9 protein-coding genes are annotated in these 22722 nt (G+C 50.3%); 6 read left to right on the forward strand and 3 right to left on the reverse strand.

The window, feature by feature from the left end:
• Nucleotides 1-726: 726 nt before the first annotated feature.
• Genes C233_RS24815 through C233_RS0109505 form a run of 3 tightly spaced genes read left to right on the forward strand, consistent with a single transcriptional unit; the run spans nt 727 to nt 7619 of the window.
• Nucleotides 727-3585, forward strand: coding sequence for a nucleoside hydrolase-like domain-containing protein (locus C233_RS24815; RefSeq protein WP_244149065.1), 2859 nt, complete (start codon nt 727-729; stop codon nt 3583-3585).
• A gap of 33 nt (nt 3586-3618) precedes the next feature.
• Complete coding sequence (locus C233_RS0109500) at nt 3619-6219, forward strand: glycoside hydrolase family 2 protein (protein ID WP_026314810.1); 2601 nt, start codon at nt 3619-3621, stop codon at nt 6217-6219.
• A 56-nt stretch (nt 6220-6275) separates the two neighbouring features.
• Nucleotides 6276-7619 (forward strand): glycoside hydrolase family 43 protein, encoded by a 1344-nt coding sequence (locus C233_RS0109505; protein WP_018667368.1) that lies wholly within the window; start codon nt 6276-6278, stop codon nt 7617-7619.
• Nucleotides 7620-7707: 88 nt separating this feature from the next.
• Here the strand turns inward: C233_RS0109505 and C233_RS0109510 are convergent, their stop codons facing one another.
• The 3 genes from C233_RS0109510 to C233_RS0109520 form a co-directional block, all read right to left on the reverse strand.
• On the reverse strand, nt 7708-10161 hold the full coding sequence (locus C233_RS0109510; RefSeq protein WP_018667369.1) for a glycoside hydrolase family 31 protein: 2454 nt from the start codon (nt 10159-10161) through the stop codon (nt 7708-7710).
• A gap of 29 nt (nt 10162-10190) precedes the next feature.
• Nucleotides 10191-11567, reverse strand: a complete 1377-nt coding sequence (locus C233_RS0109515) for a glycoside hydrolase family 43 protein (protein WP_018667370.1) — start codon at nt 11565-11567, stop codon at nt 10191-10193.
• Nucleotides 11568-11678: 111 nt separating this feature from the next.
• Nucleotides 11679-14789 carry a two-component regulator propeller domain-containing protein gene (locus C233_RS0109520; RefSeq protein WP_025068717.1) on the reverse strand — a complete coding sequence of 1037 codons (3111 nt, stop codon included), beginning with the start codon at nt 14787-14789 and terminating at the stop codon, nt 11679-11681.
• 253 nt (nt 14790-15042) lie between these two features.
• On the opposite strand from C233_RS0109520, the gene C233_RS0109530 reads away from it, so the two are divergent.
• From C233_RS0109530 to C233_RS0109540, 3 genes are read left to right on the forward strand one after another with little or no spacing between them, the layout of a single operon-like run.
• A complete protein-coding gene (locus tag C233_RS0109530; RefSeq protein ID WP_018667372.1) occupies nt 15043-17622 on the forward strand; it encodes a glycosyl hydrolase 115 family protein in 2580 nt (859 codons plus the stop codon).
• 45 nt (nt 17623-17667) lie between these two features.
• Nucleotides 17668-20175, forward strand: coding sequence for a family 43 glycosylhydrolase (locus C233_RS0109535; protein ID WP_018667373.1), 2508 nt, complete (start codon nt 17668-17670; stop codon nt 20173-20175).
• Between the two features lie 30 nt (nt 20176-20205).
• Nucleotides 20206-22650, forward strand: a complete 2445-nt coding sequence (locus tag C233_RS0109540) for a family 8 glycosyl hydrolase (protein WP_018667374.1) — start codon at nt 20206-20208, stop codon at nt 22648-22650.
• The last annotated feature ends 72 nt before the right edge of the window (nt 22651-22722 follow it).

A 22722-nucleotide genomic window follows, 5' to 3' on the forward strand; every position in this document is an offset into this window, starting at 1 on the left:
CACAACCCTGTACAATCCTACTCTCTGCTGCAATAAAACCGGTATGTCCTTGTGATAAAACCGGTACACCCCATATCCCTCCCTGAAAAGCCGAAAGGCAAATACCGGCATGTACCGTTATTTTCTTTCTTTTAGCCCATATAAAATGTCGTTATGCTTATGGTAAAACCTCGTTTTGCAGTTGTGAACCCGAGGGGGCGCAACTGCAAAACGAAGTTTTGATACCGGTAAAAGCACGAAATATATGGGGTACGGTAAGGTTTACAACGGTCTGTTTCCCGTTTTTCCTCGTTTGCCGGCCGGAATAAGCTTGGGGAATGGTTGCCGGAACAGAGGGGACGTATCCGCTTATGAAGTGAACTTTAAAAGTTTTTTGTTTGACTTTTATGGTTCGCTTTACTTTCTCCCGCTCTGTTCTGCACATACCATGCAGGACAGGGGAGAGAATGCCTTAAAGATGTAACATAGGGAAAAGCATCTGTAACAAGTTTTGGGTAAGGATTGAGACAAGATGTTTTTCTTTGTAATACGATTTAACCAGTTTACGATTTAATCAGCTTATAGTATAGAAATGAAAAAGATTATTATCTTGTTCGGTATCCTTGTATGTATCGGTATGCATAGTTACAGTTTTAGATGAAAATGTTTTAGAGACACGGGCTTATCCGTTCTTATACGACGGTTACGGGCTTGTTTTAATCCGGAATAATAATTTAATGAGAATATATGAAAACACAGAAAACTCTTTTACTCTTATGCGGCCTGCTTTGTTACATGTTGCCGCTGGCGGCGCAGAAGCCCGCAACTAATCCGGTGATTTATGCCGATGTGCCGGACATGTCGATGCTGCGTGTGGGCGATACCTATTACATGAGCAGCACCACAATGCATATGTCTCCGGGCGTTCCTATCATGAAGTCGAAAGACCTGGTGAACTGGGAGATAGTGAATTATGCCTACGACACGCTTGCAGATATACCCGTGATGAACCTGGACAACGGCGAAAACACCTATGGCCGTGGTTCGTGGGCGAGCTGCCTCCGCTATCACAAAGGGCTTTATTACCTCTCCACATTTGCGCAAACCACGGGCAAGACGTATTTCTATACCACGGAAAACCTGGAGAAGGGGTCGTGGAAACGTACGGAGTTCTCGCCCGCCTACCATGACCACTCTTTCTTCTTCGATGACGACGGGCATATCTACATGATATACGGTAACGGAAAACTCTTTCTGGCGGAGCTGGAGCCGAACCTTTCGGGGGTGAAACCCGGTACGGAACGGGTGCTGATAGAGAATGCCAGTGCGCCGGCAGGAGATAATATCATGCTGGGAGCAGAGGGCTCGCAACTTTTCAAGGTGAACGGCAAGTATTACCTTTTCAATATTGCCTGGCCGCACGGCGGGGTGCGTACCGTGATTGTGCATCGCGCAGACAAGATAACGGGACCCTACGAGGGACGTGTCGTCTTTCAAGACCGCGGCATCGCGCAAGGCGGGCTGGTGGATACGCCGGACGGACGCTGGTTTGCCTACCTGTTCGAAGATTGCGGGTCGGTAGGGCGTATTCCTTACCTCGTTCCGGTGGAGTGGAAAGACGGCTGGCCGGTGCTTGGCGTAGAGGGGCTCGCCCCTGCCGGGTTGGAGTTGCCTGACAGCCGCGGGCTGATTCCGGGTATTGTAAACTCCGACGGTTTCAGCCGTAAGAAGGGCGAACGCGCGTTGCCTCTGGTATGGCAGTGGAATCATAATCCGGATAACTCCCTTTGGTCTCTTTCCGCCCGCAAGGGATATCTGCGGCTGACGACGGGACGGGTGGAGACTTCTTTGATGCAGGCCAGGAATACGCTGACGCAGCGCACTATCGGCCCAGTCTGTTCGGGTTCGGTAGGCATGGATGTTTCGGGGATGAAAGAGGGAGACTTTGCGGGTCTTGCCCTTTTCCAGCGTAAGTACGGTCAAGTCGGCGTCAAAGTTATCGAAGGCAAGAAGTATATCGTAATGGTGAATGGTGCGGCCGAGCAGCCGGTGGAAGTGGAGAAACTTCCGTTGGAGCAGCAGGTAGTGTACCTGAAAGCGGCCTGTGACTTCCGCGGGCGGGCGGATAAAGGTTACTTTTATTACAGCCTCGACGGAAAGGAGTGGAAGGCGATAGGCAATGTCCTGGGAATGGAATACACCCTTCCGCATTTCATGGGTTACCGTTTTGCCCTGTTCAACTACGCTACGAAGGAGACGGGCGGCTATGCGGACTTCGATTACTTCGAGATAACAGACCGGTTTCCGGAGCTTTCCGGAGCCTCGGAACTTCGGGCAGAATGCCGTGACAAGCAGCGGCTTATCGTCACTACCGACCTCGGAGGGACGGATCCCGACGATGTGCAGTCCATGATTCATCTGTTGCTCTGTTCTAATATGATTGATATAGAAGGGCTTATCAGTTCCCAGGTTTGGGTGGACAATTCGGATAAAACGGATAAGATAAGGAAAGTCGTTGAAACATTCGGGCAGGTACTGCCGCGTTTGAAGAAGCACGCAGACGGGTATCCGGATATCGATTACCTCAGGTCGGTTATCAGGAGGGGACAAGAGAAATCGAATATGTCGGGAGTGGGAGAGGGAAAAGATTCTCCCGGGTCGGAACTCATTATCGAGACGGTCGATAGGGAAAACGACGGACGTCCTGTCTGGATTGCAGCCTGGGGAGGGATGAACACCGTGGCGCAGGCGCTGTGGAAGGTAAGGAACTCGCGGAGCGGGCAGGCTTTCCGCAAGTTTGCCGGTAAGATACGTATCTACGATGTATTGGGACAGGATGACGCGGGTGCATGGATTGCCAAGGAGTTTCCGGAGATAATGTATATCCGTAATAAGGAAGTGTATGGCTGGGCGCCTTCCGACGAATGGATTAAGAGAAATATCCAGTCCTGCAAGCCTTTGGGTGAGGCGTATCCTGACCGGATGTGGGCTACGGAAGGAGATTCGCCTTCTTTCTTATATGTATATGCCAATGGTCTGAATGTTCCGGAGTATATAGACTACGGAGGCTGGGGAGGCCGGTTCTCTACGGAGAAGGCAAGCGGGGTACGCGGTATGGATTTCATTGTGAAAAGCGGGAAGGACGAAACGCAGTACGACCCGTATTATATGTATGCGAGTTCGGAAGAAGGCATCGGGGCTATAAACAGGTGGAAGCAACATATATGGAATAATTTTGCCGCCCGGATACTTTGGACTACCACCGATGATTATTCTGTCGTGAATCATCATCCTGTGGCGGCCGTTGACGGCGACCGGTCTTTGCAATGCATCTATAAGAGGGTAAAGGCGGGTAGCAGCTTCTGCCTGGATGCTTCGATGTCGGCAGACCCCGACGGAGATTCGTTGGATTATAATTGGTCTGTGTACCGTGAGCCGGGTACTTATAAAGGAACGGTGGGCATCGAAGGAAAGAGTACGCCCTTATGTAAGGTTACTGTCCCCTCGGACGCTTCGGGGAAGTCTTTCCATATCATCCTGGAACTGACGGATAAGGGTGTACCGGCTCTGACTGCATATAGGAGGATTGTGGTGGATGTGGATTAGTATTTCTGCTTTTATGAAAAACGCTTTTATTATATGAAAACGATAGGGAGACTGGTAATGGTTATGGCCCTGTGGTGTCTCTTTTTAAAAGGAGGCATTACCGCCGGAGCGGCTACGGGGCGGGAGACTGTTAATCTGAACCGTGAATGGGTGTATAAGATTGGCGATTGTGACAAGGCGGAACAGCCGCTATATGATGATACGTCATGGGAGCCGGTAGGGTTACCGCATTCGTTTAGCATCCCTTATTTTCTGTCCAAGGATTTTTATGTGGGATACGGTTGGTACCGGAGGCATCTGGAGCTGGACGAAGCCGATATGGATAAGCGGCTGTTTTTAGAGTTCGACGGGGTGTTTCAGGAAGCCGAAGTGTATGTCAACGGGCATTTGGCAGGAAAGCATGTAGGGGGATATACGGGGTTCAGTGTCGATTTTACGCCGTATGTTACAGAGGGCGATAATGTAGTGGCGGTAAGAGTCAATAACCTGTGGCGCCCTACGGTGGCTCCCAGAGGGGGCGAGCATGTTTTCAGCGGTGGGATATACCGCAATGTACGCTTGGTGAAGAAGCATCCGGTGCATTTGGACTGGTACGGTACGGCGATAACTACTCCTTCGCTGGAGAAGAACAGAGGAAAGGCGTCAGACGTGAGGGTGAAGGCTTGCGTGAAGAATACCGGCGGCAAAGGCGGTACTTATACATTGACGATAATGGTGAAAGACAGGTTCGGTCGTGTGGTGGCGGAAAGTTCCGGAACGGAAAGGATTAATGCGGGCGGTGCTTGTGTCTATGATTTGAGAACCGATGAAATCGGTTCTCCCGAGCTTTGGTCACCTCGAAGCCCGTCGCTTTACACGCTGGAGAGCAGGCTTTATGCGGGTAAGCATCTGCTGGATTCTGAAGAAATTACGTTCGGCTTCCGCTGGTTCGGGTGGACTGCCGACAAAGGTTTTTTCCTTAACGGAGAGCATTACTATTTTCGGGGAGCCAATGTATATCAGGACCAGGCGGGCTGGGGGGATGCCGTAACCGATGCAGCCGCACGCCGTGATGTATGCCAGATGAAAGAAGCCGGTTTTGATATGATTCGGGGGGCGCACTATCCCCATTCTCCGGCTTTCTCCGATGCTTGCGACCGTGAAGGCATGTTACTATGGTCGGAAACTCCTTTCTGGGGCACGGCAGGCCCGAAGGTAGACGGTGGATGGACTGCCGGGGCTTATCCGGTGATTGCCGCCGATACGGCGGCGTTCGAAGCGAATGTGCTGCAACAGTTGGAAGAGATGATACGTATCCACCGTAATCACCCCTCGGTGTTTGTGTGGAGCCTTTGCAATGAGCCCTTCTTTACCGAAAGTGCTTCGCTTCCCGGCGTGAAACGATTGTTGGGACGTATGGCAGACTTGGCGCATCGGCTGGACTCTACCCGCAGGGTGGCTGTCGGAGGTGCGCAACGCCCGTTGGGGGCCGAACGCATAGACCTGATAGGCGATGTGGCGGGGTATAACGGCGACGGGGCTAATATTGCTGATTTTCAGGAACCCGGTATTCCGTCGGTGGTGTCGGAGTATGGCAGTGTTACGTCTGACCGTCCGGGACAATATATGGCGGGTTGGGGCGACCTTGCCCGCAACGAAGGTTGGAAAGGCCGTGAATGGAGAAGCGGGCAGGCTATTTGGTGCGGCTTCGACCACGGCAGCATCTTTGGTAATGATATGGCAAAAATGGGGATTGTAGATTATTTCCGTTTGCCGAAACGTTCCTGGTACTGGTATCGCAATACATATGCAAAGACTGCTCCGCCCCGGTGGCCGGTGGAGGGAAAGGCCGCGCGCCTGCGGCTGGTTGCTTCGAAATCCGACGGGATAAAAGCGGACGGTACAGACGATACGCATCTTACGGTTATTGTGCTCGATGCGGATGGCCGTGAGCTGAGCAATAGCCCCGCTGTCGAGCTGCGTGTACTTTCGGGGCCGGGCGAGTTCCCTACAGGAAAGTCTATATTGTTTGCTCCGGGCAGCGACATCCGTATTCAAGACGGAAAGGCGGCTATAACCTTGCGCTCATATTATGCAGGGCATACATTGGTCGAGGCTTCTTCGCCGGGGCTTGAGTCGGCTCGCGTTACATTGGACTTTGTGGGTGCTCCTGTTTATAGAAAAGGCGAAAGCAGGGAAGTGGAAGCCCGTCCGTACATACGGTATGAGAATAGGGTGAGGAAGGATTCTTTGCAGACTTATGGCATTGACAATCCTACATTTGCTTCCAGCTCGTTGGAGGGGCATTCGCCCGGGCTGGCTGCCGACGGAGATAAGGACAGTTATTGGCAGCCTTCGGGCGATGACCGTTCGGTCTATTGGATGTTGGATACCGAGCGCGGATTGCGGTTGCATAGCATAACTGTGGAGTTTGCCGAGAGTGTCGGTTGTAGCTTTAGAGTCGAGGTTTCTGCCGACAAGACCGTATGGCAGACGGTTGGCAACTACGATTATATTGCCCGAAAACAGAGAATGGAGATTATCCCTGAACAGCCGTTGAAGATGCGTTTTGTGCGTTTCTCCTTTATGGACCGGATAGGATTGGCGACTCCGAAACTGGTGGAAGTCCGGGTAACGGGATGTCTGGTGGAGTGATGATACGCTACTGTGAGATTGTTATTGAAAATACACATTTAAAATAGAGATATATTATGAACACAAAACAATTTTCATTTGCCGGGCTTCTCTTCATTGGAAGTATGTTACCGGCGTTGTCATGTCATTTGTCGGCACAAAATCCGATTATACAAACTAAGTTTACGGCCGATCCGGCGCCGTTGGTGTATAACGATACGGTTTATCTTTATACCACGCATGATGATGATGAAGCGGTGGGATTTCTTATGAAAGAATGGCTGTTGTATACTTCTACCGATATGGTAAACTGGACGGACTGTGGTCCTGTGGCCTCCTTGAAGGATTTTATCTGGACAAAACGCGAAAATGGGGCATGGGCCCCCCAGGTTATTGAACGTGATGGCAAGTTTTACATGTATTGTCCGGTTCATGGGAACGGTATCGGGGTGTTGGTGTCTGATTCTCCTTACGGGCCATTTAAAGACCCGATAGGAAAGCCACTTGTATGGCAAAAGGAGCATTGGGAGGATATTGACCCCACTGTGTTTATCGACGACGACGGACAAGCTTACCTTTATTGGGGTAATCCAAATCTTTATTATGTGAAATTGAATAAGGATATGGTTTCTTATTCGGGCGATGTCGTAAAATGCGACGTAAAGCCGGAAGACTATCAGGAGGGGCCCTGGTTTTATAAGCGGGAGGGTAAATATTATATGGCTTATGCATCAACTTGTTGCCCTGAAGGAATAGGCTACGCCATGAGTGATTCTCCTACGGGGCCTTGGCGTAAGACCGGTACCATTATGGACCATAATCCCAGGAGTAACGGCAATCATCCGGGGATTATAGATTTTAAGGGGAAATCTTATCTTTTCGGTTTTAATTATGATATACACAAAGCACAGAGCGATATACATTGTGAACGCCGTTCTATCTGTGTAGCTGAATTCAAGTATAATACCGACGGAACTATAGATGAATTGGCCTTTTGGGACAAACAAAAAGTAACTCCTGTGACCCCACTGAACCCTTATCGCAGGGTGGAGGCAGAAACTATGGCATGGAGCGACGGGGTGAAAACTGCCAAGGATGAAAAGACAGGTGTCTATGTTACTGACATTCATAATACAGATTATATAAAAGTGCGGAGTGTGGATTTCGGAAAAGGAGCAAGCAGCTTTGAGGCTTGTGTGGCATCCATGTATAGGGAGGGAAGCATAGAGCTACGTCTGGATAGTCCTAAAGGAAAATTGATTGGTGTCTGCCAGGTGGGATGTACCGGAGGAAAAAAGAACTGGAAGCTAAAGACTTGTACTATAGAGGGGGCTACTGGTGTTCACGACCTTTATTTAATATTTGTCGGTAAAGGGAAATATCCTTTCTTCTATTTCGATTGGTGGCAATTCAAACAATAATACCAGATAATCCCGGCTTTATACAGCATGCCCCATGACAACCGATACATTGTTGTCATGGGGCAATTCATTTGTCTGTGTAGGATAACTACAACTTAACTTTTATTTTCTTTCCCGTATAGGTAACTGTCTTGCTGTTGCCGTCTATTGTTTTCACTGTAAAGCGGCGTTGTTCCAGCATGCCATTGTATGCTCCCTTCCGTGTACCGATAGTGAGGGTCTTGCTGGCATTGTTCCATGTCATCGGGATTTCGGTGTAAGCTCCCTTTTCGTAGTTGTAATTGTCTCCCTCGTCTTCGTAAAGGGTGAAGCTGCCGTTTTCGCCGGGATATATGCACAGGGTCAGGTTGTCCCATTTCTTTTCACCGGTGTACTGCACATCCGGGCCGAACGGAACGATGCTGCCGGCACGTACAAAGAGGGGGATACGGTTGAACGTGGTGGAAACAGTGAGTTTCTGTCCGCCCTCTACGGCTTCGTTCGTCCAGAAGTTATACCAGCGTGTGTCGGCGGGCAGGTAGACTTCCATGCTCTTGGGCTGGGTAAAGTCGGCAAGTACGGGCGTATCGACGGTCGCCTTATGGTCGCGGTTCCAACCTTCGTTTTCTTTCAGGCTCTTTTGCTGCACTTCCGGAGTGTATTGGGCATGGAGTACCGGCGCTACGAGGAATGATTTGCCGAACATGTATTCATTGTTTATATCCCATGTCTGCTTGTCGTTCAGGAAATCCATGAAAAGCGCACGCATAAAGGTGGAGCGGTTGTGCGTTACGTCCCATGAAGTGGAATAGATGTATGGCAACAGGGTATAGCGCAACTTGACTGCATCGACCAGGGCGTCGTACACGGGTTCGCCCGCTTTGCCGTACCAGTAGAATTCGCGCGGAACGTCGGCGCCGTGGCTGCGCATCATGGGGCAGAAAACACCGAACTGCAACCAGCGCACGTAGAGCTCCTGGTACATCGGGTTGCGGGTGGCGCTGTTGTCTGCCCAGCTCTTGTTGTACGAACCGGCGAAGAAGCCGCCGAGGTCAGTGTTCCAGTGGGGCATGCCGGTCAGCGAGAAGTTCAACCCTGCCGTTATCTGCTTGCGGAACATGTCCCAGGAGGATTGTACGTCGCCCGACCAGACGTTGGAACCGTAACGCTGCTGTCCCAGGAAGCCGGAACGGGTCAGGATGATAACACGCTTGTCTTGGGTCAACGCACGTTGATGTTCGGAAACACCGCCTACGCTAATGAGCGGATAGGCATTGCGCACGCTGCGGTAAGAGCCGAGGAAGGTCTGGCGGTCGAAGTCGCTTTCTTTATGATTGAAATGGTCCGGTTCCGTAGAGTCCATCCACCAGCCGTCCATACCGAGCTGGAAGATGCCTTTGTTGAGGTGTTCCCAATAAATGTCGCGGGCTTTGGGACTGTAAGCATCGTACACGCGTACTCCGGAGGGGTATTCCAGGTTGGGCGGCCAGCCTTCGACACCGGATTGCGGCCAGGTTTCGATGTCGAAAAGCAGTCCTTCCTTGTCCAGTGCCCTGTAAGGCTTGGTGGCAGGACCGAACGACGACCAAATGGAAATCATCATGCGGGCGTTCATGGCGTGTACTTCGTCAATCATTTCTTTGGGGCGGCTGAAGGCGGGATTCTGGAAGTCCATGGCATTCCAGAGATAGTTGTGTCCCCAGTATTGCCAGTCTTGAATGATGCAGTCCAGCGGAATGCCCAGTTCGCGGTATTTCTTCACTACTCCTACTGTTTCTTCCTGGCTTTTGTACCGTTCTTTGCTCTGCATGAATCCGTAGCTCCAAAGCGGCATCATCGGTACATCGCCGGTCAGTGCGCGTACTTCGGCTATGACTCCGTCGGCAGAGCCGCCGTACATGAAGTAGTAGTCTATGCAGTCGCCCACTTCGGAGCGGAAGGAGGTTTCCTGCTCGTTGTCGGTGTATGTGGTTCCCGAATAGTTGTCCCAGAACAGACCGTAGCCTTTGGTAGACTGGAAGAAGGGGGAAACATCCTCTACATTGCCCTGAACCAGATGTTTGGTCATATCGCGTTGCATCATCTGTCCGTTTTGTAATTGCCCGAGTCCGTAAATGCCTTCTTCTTTGTCGGTGGTGAAACCTTGATAAACGGCATAGGTGGCACGTCCGGCATCGCTGACGGGTGTAAAAGCTTTGCTGTTTTCCTGTTCGCTGAGCAATGTACCGCCGTTGGCTCCGGTATAGCTGATAATACCTGTTTGGGTATTGAGTGTTACCGTGAGCGACTGGCTTTTCATAACGATGCGGCCGTTTCCGGGAGTGGTGATTTTGATACTCGGATTTCCGGGTCGTGCAATGACGGACAGGCTTTTCTTGTCCACACTCTTGCCCTGGGGCGTTTTTAATACGCGGAGGGTACGGGGACCGAACCACTGGATTTCTACGTCGGTCTGCTTGCCGGGAATTGTGGTTTTAATGCCCGATGCGGTTTTTTGATACTCTTGTGCCCATGTCCATGAGGCGAGCAGGCACAAGGCCATGATTGCGATACTTCTTTTCATGTTGCTTAAAGTTTCTTTTCGTATGTATGTTATTTATCTGATTTCTTGAATTCCCACCAGTCCAGCATGAACAGGTTCTTCTTCTGTAACCGGTTGCCTTTGAATACGAAATACAGGTCGTGTATTCCTTCGATTTCTTTTATGCCGGTTTCGAATTCCTTTAATTTATCTTTAGTGTTGGCTATATGGACGGTTCCTATACATTCCCCTTCTTCCGAATCTATACGGATTTCGATGTAGCCGCCATAAAGGTGGCAGGCGGCGGATACTTTGAACCGGCTTGCTCCTTGTTTGAAGTCCACCCCTTTTACCATTAGATATTCGCCTTCGTCTATGCCGGTTACCAATTGGTTGCACCGGTCGCTGCCCCATACGTTCTTAGGAGTGGTTTTCAGCCCATATCCCCATGCCATGGTTTCGGCCTCTACTTTGCGGTAAGGGTTGAAGTGCTCGATTTGTTCCAGTTTGCAGTCAAGGAAGTAGGGGAGCTCGCGGATAGTTCCGTCCGGGTTGTATTGCATCTCGGCCACGGAAACCGAACGGCGTTCTGCGTGGCGGCTGGTTTCGAGGCGGAAAATGTCATAGTTCAGTCCGAAGCAGTAGGACTTGCCTTTATAGTCGATAATGCCGGGATGATTGCCGCGGGTGCTGGGGGTGTGGTCCATGATGTGGCCTTTGTATTGCCAGGGTCCCGTAGGGCTGTCGCTCATGGCATAACCGATACCTTCGGGGCAACAGGTCGAGGCGAATGCCATGTAGTAATGCTTACCGCGTTTGTAGAACCAGGGACCTTCCTGGTAGTCCTCAATCTTCGGAGTCTTTACGATGTTGCCCGTATAGGAAATCATGTCTTTGTTGAGTTTGACATAGTAGAGGTTCGGATTTCCCCAATACATATATGCTTGCCCGTCGTCGTCGATGAATACGGTAGGGTCGATGTCATCCCAATGCTCTTTTTGCCATACGAGCGGTTTGCCTATCGGGTCTTTGAAAGGCCCATAAGGGGAGTCTGCAACCAGTACGCCGATGCCGTTTCCATGAATGGGGCAGTACATATAAAACTTACCGTCGCGTTCGATGACCTGGGGAGCCCATGCTCCGTTATCGCCTTTGTACCATTCGAAGTCTTTGAGCGATGCCACGGCTCCGCGGTCTTGCCAATTCACCATGTCGGTGGAAGTGTATAACAGCCATTCCCGCATCTTGAAACCCTCTGCATCGTCCTCGTCGTGGGTTGTATAGAGATAAACCGTGTCGTTGTGTACTATCGGGGCCGGGTCGGCCGTGTACTTTGTCTGGATAACGGGCATGTTCAAGTCGGGGAGTATCCCTTCTGTGTTCTGTGCCGTTAACCAACCGGATATAAGAAGCGATATTCCGGCAATTCCTACTTTTGCATTTTTCATGATACTTTGTTCTTTTATGTTTGAATGATGTTGCAAAAGTAGTCTGAAACCGCTTGAATGCCGGTTACAAATGTTGCAGAAAGCAACACTCTCGTTGAAAAAGGGGAGTTTTTACCGCTTTTTCCATTGGTTTACGTATTGCGAAGGGCGCATGCCGAATTCCTCCTGGAAACACTTGCTCAGGTAGCTGGAAGTGCTGAACCCGACGAGGTCGGCTACTTCGGCTACGGTGTAACCTTCTTTCAAGAGCCGGGCTGCCCGTTTCAGACGAATGGAACGGATGAAGTTGGTGGGCGTTTTCCCCACTACCGAAATGAGTTTACGGTAAAGTCCCGTGCGGTCCATGCCCATGTCGCGGCTCAGAACTTCCACCGAATAGGCGGGATTGTCGAGGTTCTGCTCTACGTATTGCAGCACTTTACGGAGAAAAGCTTCATCGGCAGCCGATAAAAGGGAGTCGTCCGGCAGGGGTTTACGGGTGTTTTTTAACTGTTCTTTCCGCTTTTCCTGCTGTTCTAACAACTGGCGCATGTTAAGTAGCAGTTCTTCCTGTGTCCATTCGTTTTCGCCGGGCGACAGAGGAGACAATATACCTTCCGAAAGCTGCTCAACCAGCTCTTTCAGCGCTGCGGCATTGTTCCGGATTTCCTCGAGTTGCAGTTTGTCTTTTCCTTCGTCCGCATATTGCAGCAGGTTGTCCAAAGGGGCGATAATCCGGTCGACAGGCTCTTTCAGTTCCTCATTGACGTTTTGCAGGAAAACGGTTTTCATCTCGTCCAGTTTCTGTTTCTGTTCGCGCAGCAGTTTCCGGCGTTTGCGCCGTATATATATAAGGATAAGGAAGATGATGCTTCCTGTCGTGAACAGAGCGTAAAAGAGATAGGCATAGGGCGTTTTCCAGAACGGAGCCTTTATCGTGATGTTCATTTCCGCATATTTGTCCGGCCATACTTCGCTGTTATCGGCGGCCTGTACCCGGAATGTGTAGGTTCTGGGAGGCAGGTTGGTGTAGGTGGCGTACCCCTTGCCGGCAGAGGAACGGATTTCTCTCTCCGAATGGTCGATGCCTGTCAATCGATAACGGTAATATGTCTGTGTGGGGTTGATGTAATTCAAGGCGGAGAATTCTAAGGTAAAGAAATTCTGGTCGTGTTCCAGGACGATTTCTTTAGTCTGGGTGATAGGCCGGGACAGTATCCGGTTGCCGTTGTAGCTTTTACCGTTCTCCACCTGCTCTCCCAGCAATTCAAGGCCGGTGAACAGAGGGGGAGAGTATGCTTTATCCGTTACGGCGGGAGAGGTTCCGATTGTGTTGAAGCCGTTGATACCGCCCCAATACAATGTTCCGTCGGTTGCCGCGAAAGCGGAACGTTCGCAAAATTCATCTGTGATTACGCCGTCGTACCGGTTGAAGTTGGCGAATGAATAGGGTGTCTGCTCCTTGTTTCTGCCGGTCGTAATGCGTGTTATCCCGTTGGAGGTGGATACCCAGACAGTATTGTCCCCGGCCTGGATTATAGAGCGTATGGAATTGTTGACTAATCCGTCGGTGGTGTAGAATGTTTTCTGCTGTCCGGTATCGGGGTTCCATAGCAGTAATCCGTCTTCCAGGCCAACCCAGATTTGTTTCCGGTTGTCTACCATAATGGCGTTGCAGGTGTGGGAGGTGGGATTGAAGCGGTATTCTTTCTTTTGGCGGTTATAGATAAACCACCCTTTCCGCCCGATACCTGCCAGGCTGTCTTTTCCATAAGGAACCAGTTGGTAAACGGTGGAATTGTTTGTACCGGGTATTTCCGCTTCTTTTTCGAATTTCCCGGTTTCGGGGGTAAATGTTCCGAAGCCTTGCTTGTCGATACATACCTGGAATGTTCCGTCGGGCAGTTCCATAATGGAACGGATGTTGTATCCGGGCAACAGGTATTGTTCGGTCTTTCCGTTCGGCAGGATACAGAATAGGCCTTCTCCGGTGGTCCCCAGCCAGATTCGTTGCCGGCTGTCTTTGAATAAGGCGTTGCAGCAAGTGGCGGACAGTGCTTGCGAATACGGGGTTAAGCTGCCGCCGGAAGGAGTATAGTAGAACAATCCTTTCTTTGTACCTACCAATATATTCTCCTCTTTATCCGTGGCAAAGCAGGTAACAGACAGATTGGCGTTTTTGGAAACCGGGAATAAGCTGCTACCGATATTCTGGAAACGGAAACGGTTGGGGTGGTAATAGAGTATACCTCGGTTCAGGGTTCCTAACCATAGTCCTCCCTGATTATCGTTATAAAGAGTACTTACCTCCGTATGGATAGTGCGCCCGTCTACCAGTTTGAGGTTGGGTATGTGTTGCTTCTTTTCCAGTCCGGCGTCGATGTTCCATAAACCCATATGGCCGCTGACCCATATGCTGCCGTCTTTATCAACGGAAAGGCTGTTGAGCCATTGCCCGGTCTGGAGCACGATGTTCCACTTCCTTCTTGTTATGTCGTAGTTCAGCATCACCCCGCCTCTGTTGCCGTTGCGCAATTGATAGAAAGTGTCGTTGCCGGGTACTACGTAGGAGGTGTTTTCATATTTTCCTTCGGGAAGCTCATCGGGTAATTTCTGCCTGTAAATTTCGTTACGCGATTCAAGATTATAGCAAACCAGCAAGCCGGAACGGTAAAAAAGGTACAGGCGGTCTTTCACTACGCCGAGGTCGTACACCTGGTCGGCGGTATCGCCAGTCAGGGATATATGGGGCAGGAAAGTTTCTGCTTTCAGGCTTTCCCTGTCTATACGTACCAGTTCGTCTTTTTCGCTTATGACCCACAGGCTTTTAGTCCTGTCTATAAAGAAGTCCTTCATGGGCGAGCTGATACCCCATGAGGCAAGCAGGCTGTCCGGCCGCTCTACGAAACATTCGCGTCCTATGTCCACGACCATTAACTGGTGCTGGTTCTTAAGCCACATGTATCCGTGAGAATCTATGTATTCGTGATGAAAGCCCGAATAGGCCGACAGTGGGCAGATATGTTTCCGGTTGTAATGCAGGTAACTGAAATCGGTTCCGTCGTACAAGTTCAACAACCCCTCGGTAATAATCATCATGCGCCCGTCCGGTAATTGGGTAATGTTGCGCACCCTGTTTCCGGCCAGTCCGTCCGTTCCGTTAATCGGAGTGAATACACAGTATTTCTCCGCGGCGAGGGGTAATGAAAAAAGTAGAAATAGTAGATTGATTATGTATTTCATATGATATGTTTTTCATCGAAGACAAAATTATGGAAACTTTCGTTACGCCCGATGAATTCTGTGAAGTTTTTAATGAAATATGGTTCAATGATGATTTTGGAGGAAATAGGTGTATAAAAGAAACTAATTTGTAACATAGGCGAAAGTTTATGAAACGTGGTTTGAATGCAATTTGATAAAGGATGCTTTCCTTTGCAATATGTCGTTCACTAAGGAAAAGAAAATGAAAACACGCTTGTCTACTTATCGGTTTATGTTTTTTGCCTTGAAAGGATATTGTTATTTTAATGCGGAGGCCATTCGGAAAATTTTATTATGGGTGGCGGTATTGTTGCCGGCATCTTCTTTAAGAGCGGCTGATACGTTTGTAGCATTCGGTCCGCAGGATACCGGTTTTGCGTTGGTTACTCCGCAAAACAGGTCATTTGCCGTCTGGTGCGATAAGGCGGAACATAAGGGAGTATTGACTGCTGTCCGGAATTTGCAAACGGATTTTGAAAAAGTTACTGCCGTACGTCCGGAACTGGTACATGATGCCGGCAAAGGGATACGCATCATAGTCGGTTCTTATGATAAAAGCCCGTTGGTTCGCCGGCTGGTGAAAGCCGGTAAGCTGGATGCCGGGCTGCTGGAAGATAAAAACGAGAAGTTTATCATAACCACGCTTCATGCGCCGTTGGAAGGAGTGGAAGGAGATGTTTTGCTCATTGCCGGAAGTGACAAGCGGGGTACGATTTATGGCGTTTACGAGCTTTCGCGCCAGATAGGGATATCACCGTGGTATTGGTGGGCGGATGTTCCGGTAACGCGCCGGGATGCTGTTTATATAAAAGGCGGTATCTATACGGACGGAGAACCGGCAGTACGGTATCGCGGCATTTTTATCAATGACGAATGGCCGTGTATGGGAGGATGGACTACCGAAAAGTTCGGTGGATTCAACAGTAAGATGTACGTGCATGTGTATGAGCTTCTGCTTCGCCTGAAAGCAAATTTTTTGTGGCCTGCCATGTGGAGTGCGGCGTTCTATGCCGACGACTCGATGAATAGTCCCTTGGCCGACGAAATGGGAATCATAATCGGCACTTCGCATCACGAACCGATGGCAAGGAACCACCAGGAATATGCACGCAAGCGCAAGGAGTACGGCCCGTGGAATTATCAGACGAATAAGGAGAATATAGACCGTTTCTTCCGTGAGGGGATTGAACGTATGAAAGGCAAGGAAGAAGTAGTGACCATAGCCATGAGGGGCGACGGAGATGCTCCGATGGGCCCTGACACGGATACGCGGCTTCTGGAAAATATTGTAAAAGAACAGCGTAAAATCATTGCGGACGTTACCGGTAAGCCGGCTTCCGAAACTCCCCAGCTTTGGGCACTTTACAGCGAAGTGCTGGAGTATTATGATAAGGGAATGAAAATCCCGGATGATGTGATGATTTTGCTTTGCGATGACAATTGGGGCGATGTACGCCGTTTGCCGGATTTGAATGCCAAGCGGCATCCCGGCGGATACGGTATGTATTATCATGTAGACTTGCATGGTGCGCCGCGCGCTTATCAATGGCTGAACATGACACAGATTCAGCATATGTGGGAACAGTTGTACCTGACATATACTTATGGGGTGGATGAAATGTGGATTCTGAACGTGGGCGATTTGAAGCCGAATGAGTTCCCCACCGATTTCTTCTTGACTATGGCTTGGAATCCGGAACGGTTCACTGCCGGTAACTTGTCGGATTATACCCGTAACTTTTGCAGGCAGCAATTTGGAGACGAATATGCAGCAGAGGCCGCCCGCATCTTGAATCTGTATTGCAAATATGCCGCCCGGGTAACCGCCGAGATGCTCGACAGCCGGACGTATAATCTTTCCAATGGAGAGTTCAAGGCCGTAACGGATGAGTTTCTTGCCTTGGAGGCTTATGCTTATCGCCAGTTCCGGGTATTGCCCGACAAGCTGAAAGATGCTTATAAGGAACTGATACTTTTTCCGGTACAGGCCATGGCCAATCTTTATGAGCTATATTATGCCGTGGCTGTAAACCGCAAATATGCTGCCGACGGCGACCCGCGTGCCAATGAGTGGGCGGATAGGGCGGAATATTGTTTTAAGCGGGATGCAGAGCTCTGTTATGACTACAATCACAATATCGCAGGGGGAAAATGGAATCATTTAATGGACCAGACCCACATCGGATATACCAGTTGGGACGAGCCTAAAGAGGGAAATATAATGCCCGAAGTGAAACGGGTGGATGCCGATGCTTACCGGCCGGGAGGTTATGTGTACGAAGAGGCGAGAGGGGTAGTTGTTATGGAGGCCGAGCATTTTGTAGAAAGCACGCAAAGTGCCGACACCCGCTGGACGGTTATTCCAGATTTAGGCCGTACACTGTCGGGGTTGGCATTGATGCCGTATGATAAGCCGGTGGAGGGTGCTTCGCTGACATATCGGATGAAGCTTAAATCCGAATTGAAAGGAGTTCGCCTGCGGTTGATTCTGGATAGTACATTACCTTTTATTAAAGGCGGACATAGTTATGCCATTAGCCTGGACGGTGGAAAGGAACGGATTATCAACTATAATTCGGAGATGACCTGGGCTAATTGCTATACCAAGATGTATCCTGCCGGTGCAGCCCGGATTATAGAATCAGCGGTTTATTTTCCGGAGGTCGACTGGGGTAAGGGCGTACATACATTGACAATCCGTCCATTGGCGCCTGCTATGGTGTTGCATAAAATAATAGTGGATTGCGGCGGAGATGAGGCGAGCCGCCTGAATCTTGTGGAAAGCCCTTATCGGAAAGGCGACGGACTGTAAACTAAGAAGGTAATAAAATAAAAACGACAAAATAAATGTAATGAAATGAACATGAAAACCGCATTGAATTTATCGAGTATCAAGAAAGGTATAATGGGTGGAGTGGCTTTGCTGCTGGCCGGTGTCGTGCAGGGACAGAACCCGATAGTACAAACCTGTTATACTACCGACCCGGCTCCTATGGTGCACGACGGTACGCTGTATGTCTATACTGGGCATGACGAAGATAAAGCTGACTTCTTCTGGATGCAGGAGTGGCGCGTTTATTCCACAAAAGATATGGTAAACTGGACTGACCACGGTTCTCCGCTTGCTATCGAGTCGTTCGACTGGGCAGACGACCGTGCCTGGGCGGCGCAATGCATCGAGCGTAATGGAAAGTTCTATTGGTACGTTTGCCTGCATTCCAAGCTGACTAATGCCATGGCGATAGGCGTGGCGGTGGGAGATTCTCCGCTCGGCCCTTTTAAAGATGCTATCGGTAAGCCGCTTTACGACGGCAATTGGGATTTCATCGACCCTACCGTTTTCATCGATGATGACGGACAGGCCTATCTGTATTGGGGAAATCCCAACATCTATTATGCGGAACTGAACGAGGATATGGTTTCATTGAAGGGTGAAGTCCGTAAAATGGAACAGACTGTCGAAAGCTTCGGAGCTCCTAACCCGGACAAACGCGTGAAGGGTAAAAAATATAAGGATACCTATACGGAGGGACCGTGGCTTCACAAACGCAACGGGAAGTATTATTTGCTTTATGCTGCCGGAGGCGTACCCGAACATATTGCATATTCGATGGGAGACACCCCCCTGGGACCGTGGAAATATATGGGAGAGATTATGCCGTTGCAAGATACGGGCTCATTTACGAACCATTGCGGGGTGACGGATTATAAAGGAAATTCCTACTTCTTCTACCATACCGGGAAGCTGCCCGGCGGGGGCGGCTTCGGACGCAGTGTGGCGGTGGAACAGTTTACGTATAATGCAGACGGGACTTTTCCTATTATCAATGCCACGCGCGAGGGAGTGAAACCGGTTGGCAAGCTCAGCCCTTACGGAAGGATAGAGGCCGAAACCATCGCCTTCTCGGAAGGGGTAAAGTCGGAGCCTAATGCACAAACAGGCATATACATATCTGAAATCCATAATGGCGATTATATCAAAGTGCGTGAGGTAGACTTCGGCAACTGGTCGCCGAAACGGTTCTCCGCATCGGTTGCGAGCGCACTGCGCGGCGGGCGGATAGAAGTGCGTACCGACAGTATCGGCGGAGCCCTGATAGCGGAAATCGCAGTTCCCCATACCGGTGGCTGGGAGTGCTGGACAACGATGCAGGCTGCCGTAGCGAATCCGGTGACGGGAGTACACGATGTTTATTTCGTATTCAAAGGAAGGAAAGGATGCAAACTGTTTAATTTCGACTGGTGGAAATTCGATAAAGAAGATACGGTGGCACAGGACGTAAAAAACGCTACGCAGGCCGCATCCACCAATATTCCCGGTTATGAATATCCTCGCCTGGATGCCGACCGCTGTGCTTATTTCCGTTTCTATGCTCCGCAGGCAAGCAAGCTCCAGGTAGATTGCGGCGGAAAGAAATATGATATGCAGAAAGATGCGGAGGGTTTCTGGACAGTGAAAACCGACCCGCTCGTTGTGGGCTTCCATTATTACTTCCTGATAGCGGACGGCGTGTCCGTAGCTGCCCCGTCCAGTTACACATTCTTCGGATGTTGCCGTATGGCAAGCGGGATAGAAGTTCCCGAAGGAAAAGAAGGCGATTATTACCGCCCGCAGCAGGGAGTACCTCATGGGCAAGTACGTTCTTGCATCTACTATTCGGAAACGAAGAAAGAATTCCGCCGTTGCATGGTGTACACACCGGCGGAGTATGAAACCAACGTAAAGAAACGCTATCCGGTACTCTATCTGCAACACGGTATGGGAGAAGATGAAACGGGCTGGTCTACGCAGGGATGTATGCAGCACATTATGGACAACCTGATAGCTTCCGACCAATGCGAGCCGATGCTTGTCGTAATGGACAGCGGCGATGTGGAGGCTCCGTTCGTTCCCCGGAAAGGCAAAGATGTGAACGAGGAAAGGGCTCTGTACGGTGCGTCCTTCTATGGCGTGATGCTGAACGACCTGATACCGATGATTGATAAGAATTTCCGTACCTGCAAAGACCGCGAACACCGTGCCATGGCAGGGTTGTCATGGGGCGGACATCAGACTTTCAGCACAGCTTTGCCCAACCTGGATAAGTTCTCTTATATCGGCGCTTTCAGCGGTGCTATCTTCGGCTTGGATGTAAAGACGTGTTATGACGGCGTGTTTGCCGATGCCGGCAAATTCAATAAAAAAGTCCATTACTTATTCCTGGGATGCGGAACGGAAGAACAGTTCGGCACGAAACAACTTGCGGACTCTTTGCACGAACTCGGCATCGACGTTACCTATTACGAGTCGCAGGGTACGGGGCATGAATGGCTGACGTGGCGGCGTTGCCTGCGCGAATTCGTTCCCCACTTATTCAAAAAGTAAACACATTGCACACCTTAAGACCCACATACCATGACGAATATAAAAAAGATAAGAATAGCTTTGATTACTTTATTACTGACGCAGACGGCGGCTTTCGGGCAAACGGAGATACCTTTGGTTTACGACAGGGAATGTATGGGCGGTAACTATCCCGTTCCCGAAATGCCCCCGATAGATAAATTACCGGAGATAACCGCTCTTCCCGACCCATTTGCATGGGCCGACGGGAGCGGACGCTCGACCGCTTTCGAAGATTGGGAACGCCGCCGCTTCGAGATAGCCCGGCAACTGCAACACTATGAGTTGGGAATGAACCCCATTGTTTCGAAGGACAGCATAGAAGCGGTTTTGCACAACGATACGTTGCGGGTTACAGTGCACGAAAACGGTGAGACATTGCTATTGACGGCGCCTGTAAAATATCCCGGCGGTAACGGGCCGTTTCCTGCCATTATCGGGATAGGCAGGCCTACCGGTTCCCTTCCGCCCCAATTGTTCGACAAGAGAGGAATCGCACAGATTACGTTCGACTTTACGCAAGTCATGTCCCATACGCAGAAACGTGGCGCCGAGCCAATAAATCGCTTGTATCCCGGCCAGACGGAAATGGGCGCCTATTGTGCATGGTCGTGGGGAGTAAGCCGGCTGATTGACGGGCTGGAAAAAGTAGGGAAGAAATCGCACATCGACCTTTCCCGCCTGGCTATATCCGGTTGCTCATTTGCAGGTAAAATGGCGTTGTTTGCCGGTGCTTTCGATGAACGCATCGCATTGACCATTGCCCAGGAGCCCGGCGGGGGAGGCGTCGATGCCTGGCGTGTTTCCGAAACCCTGGGAAATGTAGAAACCTTGGGACGCACTAACTACGCCTGGTTCCTGGAGAGCATGCGGCAGTTTGCCGGTAAAAACGTGAGCCGCTTGCCGGTAGACCACCACGAACTGGCTGCCTTGATTGCTCCCCGCGCATTGCTGGTACTGGGAAATACCGATTACGAATGGTTGGCGGAAGAGTCGGACTACGTTTCCTGCCAGGCGGCGCGGACGGTATGGAAAGCTTTCAGTATAGAAGACCGCATGGGATTTTCCTTTCAGGGAGGCCATATGCACTGTATGCTTCCCGAGAGCCAGTACCCGGAAGTAGAGGCGTTTATCGACAAATTCCTGCTGGGTAAGGCGGATGTGAACACCGCGGTAACCAAAGCCGAGATGTTTGCGGATGTGGACTATTTGAAATGGATGCCGTGGGCAGACCCAGAACCGGAATACCCGGGCGAGAACGGACGGCCTTATACTAAAGGTGCTTTCGAAACGAGACACTACCGCAACCTCTTTGCAGAGCTGGGTTATAAGCAGGAAGATATAGACGCGAAATTGAAATCGGTGTTCGAGAGTGTTTTTTACGGACCACACAAAGTCTATTTCGAAGTGGGCGATTCGTTGGCCTACATCAGCGATATAAAGAACCATGATGTACGCACGGAAGGAATGTCCTACGGGTTGATGATTGCAGTCCAGTTCGACAGGAAAGATATCTTTGACCGTTTATGGCGGTGGGGAAAGAAATACATGCAACATCAGGAAGGTCCCCTGAAAGGATATTTTGCATGGAGTTGCAAGACCGACGGTACACGCAATGCACAGGGACCGGCTTCCGACGGGGAACTTTATTACGTAACGGCGCTTATCTTCGCCTCCAACCGCTGGGGCAACGATACGGGTATCGATTACCTTGCCGAGGCGCAGCATATCCTGGACTGCTCCATGCAGAAAGCAGGCATGGACAGGGTTGCTCCCCTTATCAACCTGGAGCATCGGCTGATAACATTCACCCCAGACCGTTTCGGAGGACGGTTTACAGACCCTTCTTACCATGTTCCCGCATTTTATGAAGTATGGGCACGGTGGGCGAAAGACGGAAGAAGCGAATTCTGGCGGGAGTGTGCCCGCAAGAGCCGCGAATACCTGCATAAAAGCATTCATCCCGTGACCGGGCTTAATCCGGACTACAACAACTATGACGGTACATTGCTCGGCAGCAACCGGATTATAGGAGATGCTTTCCGTTTCGACTCCTGGCGCGTACCCATGAACATAGCACTGGATTACTCGTGGGCGTGTGCAGACAGGAAGTGGCAGCAAGAGTACGGAAACAAGATACAAAACTTCTTTTACGCCCAAGGCATAGATACTTTTGTAGACCAGTATAACGTGGACGGTACGCCGGTGGCGGAACTGCTGGGAGCCGGAGGCTATAAAAAGTTGAGACATTCCCTGGGGCTGGTTGCCACTACGGCTGCGGTATCGTTGGTGTGTACGCACGACAAGAGCCGCGAATTTGTAGACCGTTTATGGAATGCGGAACACGTTCCTTACGACGACGGATATTTCGACGCCTATTACGACGGGCTTCTCCGTTTGTTCGCTTTCATGCACCTGAGCGGAAACTACCGGATTATATTTCCAGAAAACCATTAACTATTGCAAACTTAAAAATAAGAATGAAAAACAGGGTGATTAATTTGTTGCTGGGCTGCCTGCTCCTGGGAA

The organism is Bacteroides gallinarum DSM 18171 = JCM 13658 (assembly GCF_000374365.1).
In the GTDB taxonomy this organism is placed as follows: Bacteria; Bacteroidota; Bacteroidia; order Bacteroidales; family Bacteroidaceae; genus Bacteroides; species Bacteroides gallinarum.